At 50.1% G+C, this 15,505-nt stretch carries 2 protein-coding genes; both read right to left on the bottom strand.

Annotation, left to right across the window (positions count from 1 at the left end):
- Positions 1-9: 9 nt before the first annotated feature.
- Positions 10-7,707, bottom strand: a complete 7,698-nt coding sequence (locus ACXN9U_RS05305) for an amino acid adenylation domain-containing protein (protein ID WP_489202258.1) — start codon at positions 7,705-7,707, stop codon at positions 10-12.
- A 25-nt stretch (positions 7,708-7,732) separates the two neighbouring features.
- Positions 7,733-15,391 (bottom strand): amino acid adenylation domain-containing protein, encoded by a 7,659-nt coding sequence (locus ACXN9U_RS05300; protein ID WP_489202257.1) that lies wholly within the window; start codon positions 15,389-15,391, stop codon positions 7,733-7,735.
- Positions 15,392-15,505: the final 114 nt, after the last annotated feature.

The following is a 15,505-nucleotide window of genomic DNA, read 5'->3' as shown; positions in this document are numbered from 1 at the left end:
TCTCCTTTTCTATAGTTTGTTGACGGCTCCCATAATGTCACTCAGATCTTCCAGCGTTAACTCTTCATCACTGAAATCAGCAGCGCTCCATTCACGCTCCTCTTTGCCTGTGCAATGCGTGATGATCTGCTTGAGAAAGGTATGAAAATGCCCCGTCAAAACTTCAATCGTTTCTTTTTGGTACTGAAAACGGTTGTACACCATATTCAAGCTGAGACATTCCGATGATACGGAGCCGCTGATATCAAGTGTGTACGGACGTTCCCAGTCTGGGCTGACTTCATTTCCCGCTTTTACGGGAGAAACATCGAAGCCGGTTGAACGGATCTCCCGGTCAAACTGCCCCAAATAGTTAAAACTGATTTCAGGAGAATCAGATTCAGCCTCTCCCCAGAATTTGCTTATATATTTCAGCACCCCGTATCCCGCTCCTTTATGCGGAATGCGGCGCATCATGTCTTTTGTCCGCTTAATGTGATAACCGAGACGCCCGCCGTCATCAGCCTGATCTTGAAAACTTGCGTCAACCAATACCGGATAAATTGACGTAAACCACCCGATGGTTCTGCTGATATCAAGATGCTCCAGATGCTCTTCCCTTCCGTGGCCTTCCATGCTGATTTTGAATGTCTCATTTCCAGTCCATCTGTTCAGCGCAAGGCTTAACGCTGCAAGCAATAATTCACCTGTCTCCGTTGTGTATGCCCTGTTTGCCTCCGTTAACAGCTGCTCAGTCTCCTGTTTTGTCAATGTAATGGTCATCACATCTGTATCTTTAAGGAGATTGGAAGAGATGCGGGCATCTTTCGGAAGCGGTTTGACCGCCGCTTCTTCTCTTTCAGACCAGTAATCTGCTTCCTGCAGAAGCCGGCGGCTTTTTGCATAATCAGAAATTTGCTTTGCATAAGTCTGATAGGAATCAGTTTTCGCCGGAAGAACGGCTTCTTTTCCAACAAGCGCCTGCCTGTAACACGCGGTGAGATCTTCAAATAAAATCCGCCATGATACTCCGTCAATGACAAGGTGATGAATGGAAAGCAGCAGATGATCGCCATCAGCGGCGTGAAATAAACCGACAGCTATGAGCGGACCCGTTTCCAGCCTGATGGAAGTTTGAATACGGGCGGCCGCCTGTTCAATTGCGGCGTGCTCCTCTTGTAATGACCCTGTCCCTCTCACGTCAAGCGTTTCAAACGTAAAGAGTTCTTCTTCAGAAAGGTTCTCAGCTCTGTTATATTGCATCACCGATCCATTTTGCGTGCCGCATATCATCCGTAATGCGTCATGATGAACCGCGAGCTGTGCCAGCGCTTTTCTCATTGCGGATTCATTGATTCTGTCCGCACTGCGGAGCATAACGGTCTGATTAAAATGATCATGCGGCAATGATTGTGACAAGAACCAGTGCTGGATCGGCGTCAACGGCACTTCTCCGGTGACGGGAGCCTGATCAATGACGCGGCGGACTTTCCGGAGCCGCATCGACACCTCTCCCAGTGTCTGGTGCTCAAACAGCTCACGGACGGTCGTTTCGTAGCCCTGCTGCTTCAGCCTCGCACATACTTGCAGCGCTTTAATCGAATCTCCGCCGAGATGGAAGAAATGAGCATTGGGGCCAAGGCCTTCAACACCTAAGAGTTCCTCCCAAATGTCAGCCATCATTTCTTCAGTTTCATTCCTCAGGCTGATATCATCTCCGGGATTTTCATTTAATTCAGGCTGCGGGAGCGCCTTCTCATCCAGCTTTCCATTCGCCGTCAGAGGCAGTTCATTAAGCTGCATCAAGCGGGCGGGAATCATATATTCCGGCAGGAAAGCTCTGAGAGAGGCCTGAACCTCTGCTTCTTTTAACTTTTCGTTTCCGTGTAAGACGGCATAGGCGTAAATGGAGTGCTGACCGTGCTGATCAGCACGTGTGATCACGGCGGCCTCTTTCACGAAAGAAAGCTTCTGCAGCGCTGATTTAATTTCTCCCAATTCAATTCTGTGGCCTCTGACTTTTACTTGCGCATCTTTCCGCCCGACATACTCCAGCTCGCCATTTGAGAGCCTTTTGGCGATATCGCCCGTCCGGTAAAGCCGCATATCGGAAACGTGCGGATTCGTGATGAAACGGGAGGCAGTCAAATCATCTCTATTTACGTATCCCCTCGCGACGCCTTCTCCGCCGATATAAAGCTCACCGGGAATTCCGATCGGCTGCGGATTCATATAGGCGTCCATGACAAAAGCATGAAGGGTTTCCAGCGGTCTTCCGATATTGCTTTTATTTCTCTCGATATCTTCCATATTCAGTTTTTTGTATGTGACGTGAACCGTGGTTTCCGTAATGCCGTACATATTCACAAGCTCCGTCTCCGGGTACTTCTCTTTCCAGCTTTTCAGCATGCCGGGCTGAAGCGCTTCTCCGCCGAAAATGACATATCGAAGCTTCAGCTTGTCCGTATGCCCGGCTTCTTCATGAATGAGTCCGGAAAAAGCGGTCGGCGTTTGGTTCAGCACCGTTACGCCTTCACTTAGCAGCAGCTGCCGGTACAAATGCGGATCACGGGCTGTTTCTTTCGGCACGATGACTACTTTTCCGCCGTATAAAAGCGCACCGAATATTTCCCAAACAGAAAAATCAAAGCAATAGGAATGAAACAGCGTCCAGACGTCTTCTGACCCAAAATCAAACGGCAGCCCTTTATGTGTGATAAGGCTGATGACATTACGGTGTTCCGTCATCACGCCTTTCGGTTTCCCTGTTGTGCCCGATGTGTAAATCACGTAAGCCGGCTGTTCAGGCGTTATCGTTTCTTTCGGACTGTCTGCTGAAACAGATTCCGGCTTATCGATATATAAAACCGGCATACCGTCCATTCCGGAAATCCCGAGACCCGATTGCGTCAAAAGAACACGCGCGCCGCTGTCAGTCAGCATAAATGAAATCCGCTCGTCCGGATATTCAGGATCAATCGGCAGATACGCCCCTCCCGCTTTTAAAATACCGAGAATCCCAATCAGCATATCCGGAGATCGTTCAGTCATCATCCCGACGATCTGTCCGGAGCGGAGCCCGTTTTCTGAGAGCATATCGGCGATTCGATCCGCCTTTTCATTGAGCTCGCGGTAGGTGAGACGCTCATCGGCCATGACGGCTGCGATTTGATCCGGCGTTTTTTCCGCCTGTTTTTCAAATAAACTGACGATCGTTTCATGCCGCGGATACTCAGCCGTTTGATGATCAGCTTCCAGAAGCAGCTGCCGCTCGTTTGTGTCCAGCAAATGAATGTCAGACAGCTTCCGATCGTAACCCGACGCGATTTGTCCTAAAAGCTCTTTAAAATGACCGGCCCACCGTTCGATCGTTTCTTTTTCAAACAATGCGGTACTGTATTCAAAATGAAAATCCAGGGCGCCATCCGGCCGTTCCTCAGCATGTAGCGTCAAGTCGAATTTTGAAATGTCATGCTTCACTGCATGTGCAGAAACGGATAAGCCCGGAAGATTCACTTTGAAATCATCACTGTTTTGCAGAACGAGCATGGCATCAAACAGCGGATTGCGATTGACTTCCCGGTGTGTATCAAGCTTTTGGGCGAGTTCTTCAAACGGGAATTCCTGATGTTCGGCTGCGCCGAGGGCGAGCATTTTCACCTCTTCTAAATAAGCGCGGAATGTCTTATCACCTTCCGGCCTGCTTCTCATGGCCACGGTGTTAACAAACATGCCGATAACCCCTTCAAGCTCAGCGCGGCTTCTGCCTGCCGCAGGTGAACCGACGACAACATCTTCCTGTCCGCTCAATTTAGACAGGAACAGGGAATAGCCGGCCAAAAGAATCATATACAGCGTGGAACCCGTCTCATCCATGAGCCGGCGCAAATTCTCCGCCGTTTCCTTTTGAAGACGCGTTCGGACCGCTGATCCGCTGAAATCAGGAAGCTGCGGGCGCTTTTTATCCAGCGGAAGATCAAGAACGGGAATGTTTTCCCCAATCGCATCCAGCCAATACCGCTCATGTTTTTTGAACTCTTCAGCGGCAGACCGGTCATGCTGCCAGACGGAAAAATCTTTGTACTGCAGTTTTAACGGCCGCAATTCCTTCCCTCTGTACAAATCCGTCAATTCCTGAATTAGAACGCTCATTGACACACCGTCTGCGATAAGATGATGCATATCGAGCAGCAGAAAATGGCGGTCTTCATTGACTTTGGCTAAAGTCACCCTCAAAAGCGGCGCTTTTTCCACGTCAAACGGTTTAACGAAAGTTTCCATCGTCTCGTGAAGAAGTGACTCGGACGGCATGTGAAGCTCTGTGAGTTCGAGATCAGCATGTGAATGTATGTGCTGCATCGGCTCCCCGTTTCGTAACACAAATGATGTGCGTAACGCTTCATGCCTTTGCAGCAGCGCTGAAAAGGCTTCTTGCAGACGGTCCCGATTGAGCCTGCCGCTCAGTTCCAGACAAGCGGGCATATGATAGCCTGTGCTGTCTGAAGCAAGCTGGTGAAGGGCATAAAGCCTTTTTTGAGCAAAAGATAACGGGTATAAGTCCTTCGTCTTTGCAGGCGTGATTTCCGCATATTCTCCTCTTGTCCTCTGTTCAAGGAAGCGGGCCATGCTCTCAATGGTCGGATGTTCAAAGACATGGCGGACGGCAAGTTCAATTTGCAGCCGTTTATGTATATTTGAAACAAGTGATGCAGCTTTCAGCGACTGTCCGCCGATTTGGAAGAAATCATCTCTCATACTGATGCGGTTCCGTTTCAGCACATCTTGCCAAATAGACAGCAGCTCAGTCTCAAGCATTGTGCGGGGCGCTTGATAATCACCGGTTCTCTCAGCTTCTTCCGGTTCAGGAAGTGCGGCCCTATCAAGTTTTCCGCTCGCAGACAGCGGCATTTCCGTCAGTTTGGTAAAGCTTCCCGGTATCATATAAGCAGGTAATGTCCCGGCCAATTCGGCGTGCGGATCAAATGTCACACCCGCGTTTTGCAGTACGACATAAGCTGCAAGCTCCTGTTCTCCGTCCGCCGTTTTGCGCACGGTAACTGCCGCCTCTTTTACCCCGGACAGACTTCTGAGTGCCGTTTCGATTTCTCCTAATTCTATTCTGTAGCCTCTGACTTTCACCTGATCATCAAAACGTCCCATATATTCAATCGTTCCGTCCGGTAAAAACCGGGCTGCATCCCCCGTTCTGTACAGCCGTTCACCTTCACGAAACGGATGAGGGGTAAAGGCTTTGTCCGTCAGCTCTTTTTGCTGAAAATATCCGTGTGCAAGACCTTTTCCTGAAATACACAGTTCACCGACGGCTCCGACCGGCTGCAGCTGGACACCGTGCATGATATAGACGGATGTATTGGCGATCGGGCGTCCGATCGTAATCCGGCTGCTTTTTTGCAGATTGCGCAGGATCGTCGCTGCCACACTGTTCTCCGTCGGGCCGTATTCATTCAGCAGCTCGGCATTCGGGCATATATTCCGGCTCGCTTCCACGATATCAGGGGTTGCCGCTTCCCCGGCAAATGTCACCGCCCGAAGCGTCTGTGCATCTTTTTTTGTCAGAGAATCAAGCAGGACGCGATACAGAGACGGAACGATCAGAAGATGGCTTACCCCGTGGCGGGCGATTTTCTGTTTCATTGAAAGAACGTCTTTTGCATCGTCTTCATCAGTCAACAGTACACAAGCGCCGGACAGCAGCGGAGTGAAAAGACTTGTCAAAGAGCCGTCAAATACGTATGAAAAAAGATGAAGCGCTATGTCGCCTTCTGACATGCCGTATTCTTCACGCCGCCATTGCAATGTATTGCTGATCGCTTTGTGTTGTACAAGCACACCTTTCGGACGGCCTGTCGTTCCCGAGGTGTAAATGACATACGCCCACTTTCCGCTGCCGGACACCGGCGGAAGCGGCTCGGTCTGCCGGGAAACCGTTTCCTCCAAGATGACGACGCTGCCCTTGAAATGCGGCGGAATGAGAGGAAGCAGGTCTTTTTCAGTCAAGAGCAGTGAAGCTCCACTGTCTCTCAGCAAAAATGAGATCCGTTCAGGCGGATATTCCACATCAATCGGCATATAAGCGCTGCCCGATTTCCAAATTCCGAGCAGAGCGGCGACCGTATTCATCGATCGGCGCAGCATAACAGCGGTAATCTGATCGGGACGGGCGCCTTTTTCCCTTAACGCGTGCGCAATCTGATTCGCCCGCTGATTTAATTTCTTATAGCTCCAGCTTACCCCGTTATATCTCAACGCTTCCTGGTCGGGCGTTTTGGCAGCCTGTTCTTCAAAAAGCCCGTGAACGGTTGTCTCAGGATACGGACGGTTTGTGTCGTTAAACGAATGAATCAAGGCCTCTTCCTCCGGCGGCACGAGACTGATGCTTGATAAGAGCCTGTCCGGATCCTCCGTTACACAGGAGATGACCTCAAGAATATGCCCTTTGATCCGTTTCATGTCCTCCCGATCATAAATGTCAGCATTGTAGCTGAATTTCACATAAAACTCTTCCCCCGGAACGATGACGACGTTGAGATCATAGTTCGTTTCTTCCGCCATCGAAAAGTTTTCAAGAGAGAGCGCATGGCTTTCAGTCTGCTGCCAGCCGTTTACCGCAGCCTGCATCTGAACCGGATAATTTTCAAAGACAAGGATATGGTTCAAGAGATCTTTTTGCAGACCGCTCTCGTTTTGAATGTCATAAAGCGGATAATAGCTATGCTCTTCCGCTGCGAGTGAATCTTTTTGCACTGCTTTAACAAGCGATGCAAACGTCATATCCTCAGCTGCGCGCACCCTCACCGGAACGGTATTGATAAACAGCCCGGCCATGGATTCAATGCCGCCGATAGCTGACGGCCTGCCGGAAACAACCGAACCGAAGACCGCATCTTCAGTCCCGTTGTAACGATGGAGAAGCAGGCCCCAAATCCCCGTAAATATAGTATTCAGCGTGACCCCGATGCCCCGGGCGATGTCTGTCAGTTTTTGTACGGTTTCAGGCTCAAGGGAAAATTGAAAATGCTCAGATGTATAACCGTTTTGCGCCGGTTTATTCTTCGTTTGCGGAACGGAAACAGTTTCTCCGTAATCTTTCAAATAGCCGGACCAGAACGCTGACGTTTCTTCTTTATTCCGGCTTCGGAGCCATTTGATATAAGTGCTGTAAGGATCCGGACTGCCGAGGTTTACAGGCCGCCCGTTCCGGATCGAATAATACATGCTGAAGAAATCTTTCAGCACAATGCCCAGGCTCCAGCCGTCCATCATAATGTGATGGTGAGTCCAAACACATGTATGGCGGTTTTTTCCCGTATGAAAAAGAGCAAGGCGCATTAAGGGGCCTTTTTGCAGATCAAACCCCTTATGCCGGTCGTTTTCCTTGAATTCGTCAATGATGCTTTGCTGCTGTTCTTCCGAATAATCTGAAATGTCTTCAGTCCGTACGGCAGTGTCACGGCGTGAAAGGACAACTTGCTGCGGCCCTTCAAGGTCAGGTACTTCTTTTATGAAAATCGTTCTGAAAATATCATAGCGGCTGACAAGCATATCAAGGCTTTTTTGAAATGTATCAACGCATAAATCTCCGCTGACCGTAAATGAAATCTGCTCGACATATGCGTTTGATCCGGAGTCTAAAAGCGAATGAAACAGCATGCCTTCTTGCATATATGATAAAGGATAAATATCTTGGATTTCTGTCGCTTGTGTCACGAATGCCACACACCTTTTTATGAAATTAAAGTCCTTTTACGAGATCTTCAATGCTTGATAGTGCTTGAGCGGTCAATTCTGTATGGCTGTAATCAGTCAATGTTTTTTCCCGCTCTTTCCTGCCAGAACAGTGGGCGATAATGTCCTCAAGATGAGTTTGGAAACGATTCATGAAAGACTCAACTGCCCCGGGTGCAAATACGCCGGTATAAACGGCTTTTACCTCCAGACGTCCGTCCGCCGCCATCGCATTAATATCCAGGTCAAACTCACGGAGGCGCCCGGCCGCTATATCATGCTGCGGCTTGAACGGCGACATCTTCAGTCCTCCCTCAAGACCGTCAAACGCACCGAGATAGTTAAAGCTTATTTCTGGGTCTTTATAAAGAATGTTTCGCGAATATCTCAGCAGCCCGTAGCCGGTTCCGTAATGAGGAACCCGCCTCATCATGTCTTTTACCGTCTTTATGCGGTGAGCGGTTTTTTCGCCTGAGCCGTCCGGCACTCTCATATCTAAGAGCACCGGATAAACAGATGTAAACCAGCCTGCCGTTCTCGAAATATCAATGTCAGGCATATGACCCTGGCGTCCGTGTCCTTCAGTGCTGATAAGCATCTGTTCAGAACCCGTCCACTCATGAAGCGCCATTCCAAGCGCCGTTAAAAGCAATTCATGAACATCCGTGCCGTATGCCTGCTGTGTTTCTAAAAGCAGCTGTTTTGTGAGCTCCCTGCTTAATATCCACGATGCCGTGCGCGCGTTTTCCTGCATCCGTCCGGCATTTCCATCATTTATTTTCGGCAGCGGCGCTGTTTCAAAAGACATCACACTGTCCCAGTACGCGGCTTCTTCAAGCAGCGCTTTGCTTTTGGATATGTCAAAAAGTTGTTCGGCATATGTGATATAAGAATCGCTTTTCGGCGGCAGTTTGATTTGTTGGCCTTCTAATGCCTGCTGATAAGCTGTCTGCAGATCTTCAAGCAATATTCTCCACGACACGCCGTCCGTGATAAGGTGATGAATCGTGATCAGCAGATGGTCGGCTTCTTTCAGCCGGAACACTCCGAGATGAAACAGAGGCCCTTGATCAAGGCGCATGGCCTGCTGTATTTCTTTTTCTTCGGCGGCTATCCGTTTTTCCGGCTGTGTTTCTTCTGAAAGATCTATGACGTTAAGCGTAAAGATTTCTTCATGCCGCTCTGTGATTCCGCGGTTATATTGAACAACTTCCCCATGCTCATTTTCAGTGAATGTCATTCGCAGCGCATCGTGATGTTCTGTCAGCGAGCGAACCGCCTGAGACAAAGCATTTATCTGGAATCTTTCTTCACTGCACAGCATGACTGATTGGTTATAATGAAGATCAAAAGCACCCGGTTCCTCAAAAAATCTCTTCTGGATCGGTGTCAGCGGAGCGCTTCCTTCTATCGGCCCCTGATCAGCCATTGCAACAGCCGGCGTGAGGTGCTTCGCGAGTTCTGCAATCGTCGGGAACTGAAACAAATCGCGGATCGACATGTTCCAGCCTTCTCCGGCGAGTCGGGCTGACACTTGAAGCGCCTTAATGGAATCTCCCCCAAGTTCAAAGAAAGAGTGATGAATTCCCGCTTTCTGAATATGAAGCACATCTTCCCAAATCCGGCATAACATCGCCTGTTTTTCATCGCCGGGCGCGACAAATGCCTGTGATGAATGTATCTCTTCTGCCGGCAGAGCCGATTTATCAAGTTTGCCGTTCAGTGTCAGAGGCATGCTGTCTAAACCGATAATATGAGACGGCATCATATAAGCAGGAAGCTCCTGCATAAGAAACTCGCGAAGTGATAAGATATCAGCTGTTTTAGGTACGATGTACGCCGCTAATCTGCCCTGTCCTTCGGCATCTTTCATGACGGTAACAGCCGCTTCTTTGACTTGATCGTGTTTCAAAAGCACACTTTCAATTTCTCCCGTCTCAATTCTGTATCCTCTGATTTTTACCTGCTTATCAATCCGCCCTTGAAAACGAAGAGTGCCATCCGGCAGCCAGCAGGCTTGATCTCCGGTTCTGTAAAGTATTTCTCCCGTTTGAAACGGGTCGCTGAATGCGCTCTTTGTCAGCTCCGGCTGTCCCCAATATCCTTTGGCGACGCCGGCGCCTCCGATATACAGCTCTCCGAAAACGCCGATCGGCTGAACCTGTTTGTCTTTGTTTAAGACGTACATTTGCACATTCGGAAGCGGAACACCGATTGGCACATCATCTTCCCGCGGCTTTTCGCTCATTTTGGCTTCATAATACGAAGAATCAATTGTCGCTTCTGTTACACCGTAGCTGTTTATGATCCGCATGTTTTCTCCGAAACGCTTATGAAGCGTATAAAAATCCTTCGCTTTGATCATATCTGAGCCCAGGACCAGTACTTTTACACTTTGCAGCGCTAGGTTCCGGCGGTATATATATTCCATAAACGGAACAATCAGCGCGGGTGTCGACTCCATAAATGTGATACGGTGCTGATCAATGAGCTGATAAAGCTGTTTCGGCTCAAGCCGGACGTCATCCGGACAAATGACAAGCGTTCCCCCATTTAGCAAGGCGCGGGCAAGATCTCCTGAAAAGACATCAAATGAGAAACTCGCCATCTGCAGCACCTTGACCGGTATACGGTCAAGCTCATAAATACTGCGCCATGCAAGTGCTGCATAGGTAAAGCTGCGATTTCTGACTTCGACTCCCTTCGGCGTTCCCGTCGTTCCTGAAGTATATATAATATAAGCAGTATCATCCGGAGACACTGCCGGATGAATATTCTCCGCACAAATATCGTATTGATCTTCCTGATCGAGCTGAATGAGCAACAAATTGTGATCCGCAAGCTGCAAAGCAAGCTCTTTGTATTCAGACTGCACCAACAAGACGGATGCCGCGCTGTCCTTTAATAAATAGCGAATTCGTTCCTTCGGATAATGTGAATCAATGGGGATATACGCCCCTCCCGATTTCATGACGGCAAGAACACTGACGATCGCTTCAATCGAACGATTTGCCAATATAGCTGCTCTTTTTCCCGGACCGAATCCGTTTTTGTGTAATGTTCGTGCAAGCTGATTTGCCCGCTCATTAAGCCGCGAATAGCTGATCTGTTGTGTTCCTTCAATGACGGCCGTCTGATGAGGCGTTTCTGCTGCTTTCGCTTCAAATAGCTGATGGAACAGTTTGTATTTTTCCGAGAACTCGGTTTGTGTGTTATTAAAATCAGTCAGTATCTTTTGCTTTTCCTCTTCTGTCAACATATCAGCTTTTGATAGTGTGCCTTCCGGTTCGGCGGCAACATGGCGCAAGAGATTCAGTAAGTGGCCCATCCAGCGTTCAATCGTTTCTTTCATAAAAAGCTCTGTGCTGAATTCCATTTCAAAGCGGATGTTTCCATCGGATTCAGCAGCTGATAAGGTCAGGTCAAAACTTGATACATCATGTTCGGTATGCTCTGATCGTGACGCCTTCAGCCCGGCCAGATTTATCTCTTCTCGCTCCATATTCTGAAGAATAAACATCGCATCAAACAGCGGATTGCGGCTCATGTCCCGCTGCACGCCGAGCCGTTCCACAAGCTCTTCAAACGGATAGTCCTGATGCTCATACGCTTCCAGTGCGGCCTGGCGGACTTCCGCCAAGTAATCGGTAAACCGTTTGTCCCCCTTCGGCTCCGTTCTGATGGCGAGCGTGTTGACGAACATACCCAGAATCGGTTCAAGGTCTTTATGCGGGCGCCCGGCAATCGGCGAGCCGACGATGATGTCTTCCTGCCCGCTCAATCGCGCGAGCAGCGTATTGTACGCGGCGAGAAGCACCATATACAAAGTGGAGCCGTGATCGCGGGCGATGCGGTGAAGACCGGATGCCGTTTCAGCGTCAAGCGTGCACGATACGTTCCCGCCCGCAAAGCTTCTGACAGCCGGACGAGGCTTATCAGCCGGAAGCTCAAGCACCGGAAGCTCGCCTTCAAGCCGCTTCAGCCAGTAGGCTTCCTGCTTCTGATATCCTTCCTTCTCCTGAAACGACCGCTGCCAGACGGCATAGTCTTTATATTGAAGGCGCATCGGTGCAAGCGGGCGGCCGGCGTACAGCTCGCCGAATTCTTTAATCAAGGTGTTGACGGACACACCATCAGAAATAATGTGATGCATATCCGTTAATAAAAGATGGCGTTCATCCGATTCTTTCACAAGGGCCGCCCGGAAGAGCGGCGCTTCCTCCAGACAAAACGGCCGGACGAACGCGTCTGCTGACTCGGCTTCATCCAGCTGAAACGGCACGCTGTCATGGATGCGCTGCACCGGTTCGCCGTCAGGCCCCGTTTCAAAGGACGTTCTGAGCGACTCGTGCCGCTCCACAAGCTGCCGGAACGTCTCCTCCAGCCGGCCGCGGTCAAGCGGCCCCGTCAGTTCCAGCACTGCCGGCATATTGTAGCCGACACCGCCGTCTTCAAGCTGCTGGAGCACATACATCCGTTTCTGCGCTGAAGACACCGGATAAGTGTCTTGTGTTTTCGCCGGCTGAATCGCTTCATACGGACTTTCTTCGAGGTCCTGAATGACCGAAGCGAGCTCTTCCACCGTCGGCCGGGCGAAGATGTCCTGTAACGGCACCTGAACGCCGAACTCTTTGGCGATGCGGGAGACGAGAGCCGTCGCTTTTAACGAATGGCCGCCCCGCTCAAAAAAGTGATCCCGGATGCCGACGGGGCCGTTTTTCAGCACTTCTTCCCAAAGGGCGCAAAGCTTCATTTCCGTGACGTTCCGCGGTGCGGTGTACGCCTGTCTGCCTGCCGCTCCGTCAGGAGCCGGCAGCGCGCGGCGGTCAAGTTTTCCGCTCGGTGTGACCGGCCACTCGCTCATTTCTATAAACTGAGCCGGCATCATGTAGGCCGGAAGGCGTGTCGCAAGCTCCGCCCGCACGTCATCGCTTTCCCGTCCTTCGATATAGGCGTAAAGCGCGGTTTCGCCGTGTTCGGTCCGGGCGGTGACCGCCGCCTCACGAATGCCGTCGATGCGCCGGATCGCCGCTTCGATTTCCCCCGGTTCGATCCGATAGCCTCGGACTTTCACCTGTCCGTCTGTCCGGCCGAGCCATTCGACAAGCCCGTCTTCTGTCCAGCGTGCGATATCACCCGTCTGATACATACGCTCTCCCGGATAAAACGGATCATCGAGAAAACGCTCCTCCGTCAGTTCAGGACGGTTCAAATAGCCCCGGGCCACCCCTGTCCCCGCGATGTACAGCTCTCCGGCAACGCCCGCAGGCTGAACGGTTCCCCCGCCGTCTAACACATAAAGACGGGCACCCGGAACGGGTTTTCCGATCGGAAGCCTTGTCCGTCCGCTGTCCCGTTTTCGGTCACAGACGTAAAACGCCGCATCAACCGTCGCTTCTGTCGGCCCGTAGCCGTGGATGAGCACGGTTTCCGGCAGAAGATCGGCAAAACGGGCAGCCGTCAGCGGTGAAAGAGCTTCCCCGCCGGCAAACACGCGTGTCAGGGTTTTGCCGAGGCGGATTCTTGTTTCCTCAGGCTCTGTTTCCAGCGCGTCTAAAAAGCTGTTGACCATCGCCGGAATAAAATGCGCGGTCGTCACCTTTTCCGAGGCAAACGCTTCAATCATCTGCGCGGGATCTTTCTCCCATCCGGCCGGAAGCAGATACACGGAGGCGCCTGACATCATCCACCAAAACAATTGCCAGATGGAAGCGTCGAAAGAAAAAGATGATTTCAGCACGATTATATCCTCTTCCGTTAACGGAAACTGCCCTTGCATCCCGGATAAAAAGGCGGCGGCCTGACGGTGTTCAACAGCCACCCCCTTCGGTGTTCCCGTCGAACCGGACGTGTAAATAATATAAGCGAGCGAATCGGCATCCGCTTCTTCAGAGACAGCCCCTGTCTCCGTCTCACCTGTAAGGGCAGAAAGAGACACTTCTAGCGTCTCGCCGGAAAAACCGGGAACGGATAACCCCGACTGTTGAAGCAGGAGACAGGCGCCGCTGTCTTTGAGCATATAGCGCAGCCTGTCCTCCGGATATTCCGGGTCAAGCGGCACGTAGGCGCCGCCCGCTTTTAACACGGCAAGCACTGAAATCACCATCTCCGGCGAGCGTTCAGCGAGCACGCCGACCTTGCTTTCTTTGCGGACGCCTTTTTGGCGGAGCCGAACAGCGAGTCTGTCTGTGTACCTGTCAAGCTCGGCGTACGTCAGCATACCGTCCGGGAAACGAAGCGCCGGACGATGCGGCGAAAGCTCGGCGCGGCGGGTAAACAGCCCGTGAAGCGTCGGGGCCGGCGGTTCAGCCGCTTCAGTACGGTTAAACGCAGTTAACACCCGTTTCTTTTCTTTTTCATCCGCCATATCAATATGCCGAATCAGCCAGTTTGGATTTCTAACGGCATTTTCAACGATCGTCAGCAAATGAGTTTGAATCCGTTTAATCGATATTTCAGTAAATAAAGCGGATTGATAATCAAAATTCAGCTCAATCAATCCCGTATCTGTCCGCTCCTTAATTAAAATGGACAGCTCATTTGCCGTATGCCCGCTGAAAAACATCGCCGTTTCATAATCGAAACCTTCCGCCTGACGCCATGCGAGAGGCTGGTATTGCATCGAAATCCCGATGATATTTTGCAGATCGTGATGAATCTGCCTTAATTCATTGACAAAAAGATTGTAAGGATATTTCTGGTGCCGCATAACAGACAGCTGCTGTTTTCCTACACTGCGGACAAAAGACAGGAACTCCGCATCCGGATCTGCCGTCATTCTGATCGGCAGTGTGCTGACAAACATGCCGAGCATATCCTTTTCGAGCTTGGAGCCCCGGTTTCCGTAATAAGTACCGATGGCAATATCCTTTTTAGCCGTCAGACGGCTGATGCATATGTATAACGAAGCCATAAACAGGGAGATGATGCTGACATTATGATCTTTGCAAAAACGCCGGATTGATTGTTCTAAGGAGTGGGAAAGAGTGATTGTATCTCTGGAAGCTGCAGTGCTTTGTCTAAGATGAGAGGTTCGTTCCGCAAGTGAAAGGTGTTCAGGAACAGTTCGGTACGTTTCAGTCCAAAATGAACGATCTTTTTGAAAACGGGAAGATTGTAAATATTGCTGTTCTTTTTCCATGTAGCTGAGATAGGAAGGACTTTGATGGTCGGCCAAATCCTCGCTTCGCATGATTTTTTGATAGATTTCAATGAGCTGATTGCCAAGCAGATTGAGCGAGATGCCGTCCATGATAATATGGTGAAATTTTGAATAAAGCCAAACTTCTTCGTCTGACATGACAAGCAGAGTAAATTGATACAGCGGTGAATGAAACAGCTTGAACGGAACACGCGTCTGTTTGTCAATCCATGCATCCCGCTCTGATTGATCCATATGAGTAAAATCAACGGTCTCTAAAGAAATCGGCCGATGCCCGGCCAGATACAGCTGGGGTTCTGAGCCGTCCCCTTCCGTCAGTTGAAACCTGAGCGAATCATTTTGCAAGATAGAGAAATCTAAAGCACGGCGCAATACGTCAAAGTCGATGTTCCCCCTGAATTTGACGCACGCCGCGAGATTGCAGATACTTGTGCCTGGCTCGAGCAGCTCTGTAAACCAGACTCTTCTTTGGGCGTGAGTTAAAGAATAAACAGTGTTCTTCAATGGAATCCCTCCATTTCAATTTAAGAGGATAAGAAAGTGAAATAATTACAACTAAAATTCGACATCATATGACTAAATCATCCATATAGCATTATTTTAAAACATATTTTAGAA

The organism is Bacillus sp. BACIII (assembly GCF_057836745.1).
This window is presented reverse-complemented; position numbering and strand designations above follow the sequence as displayed.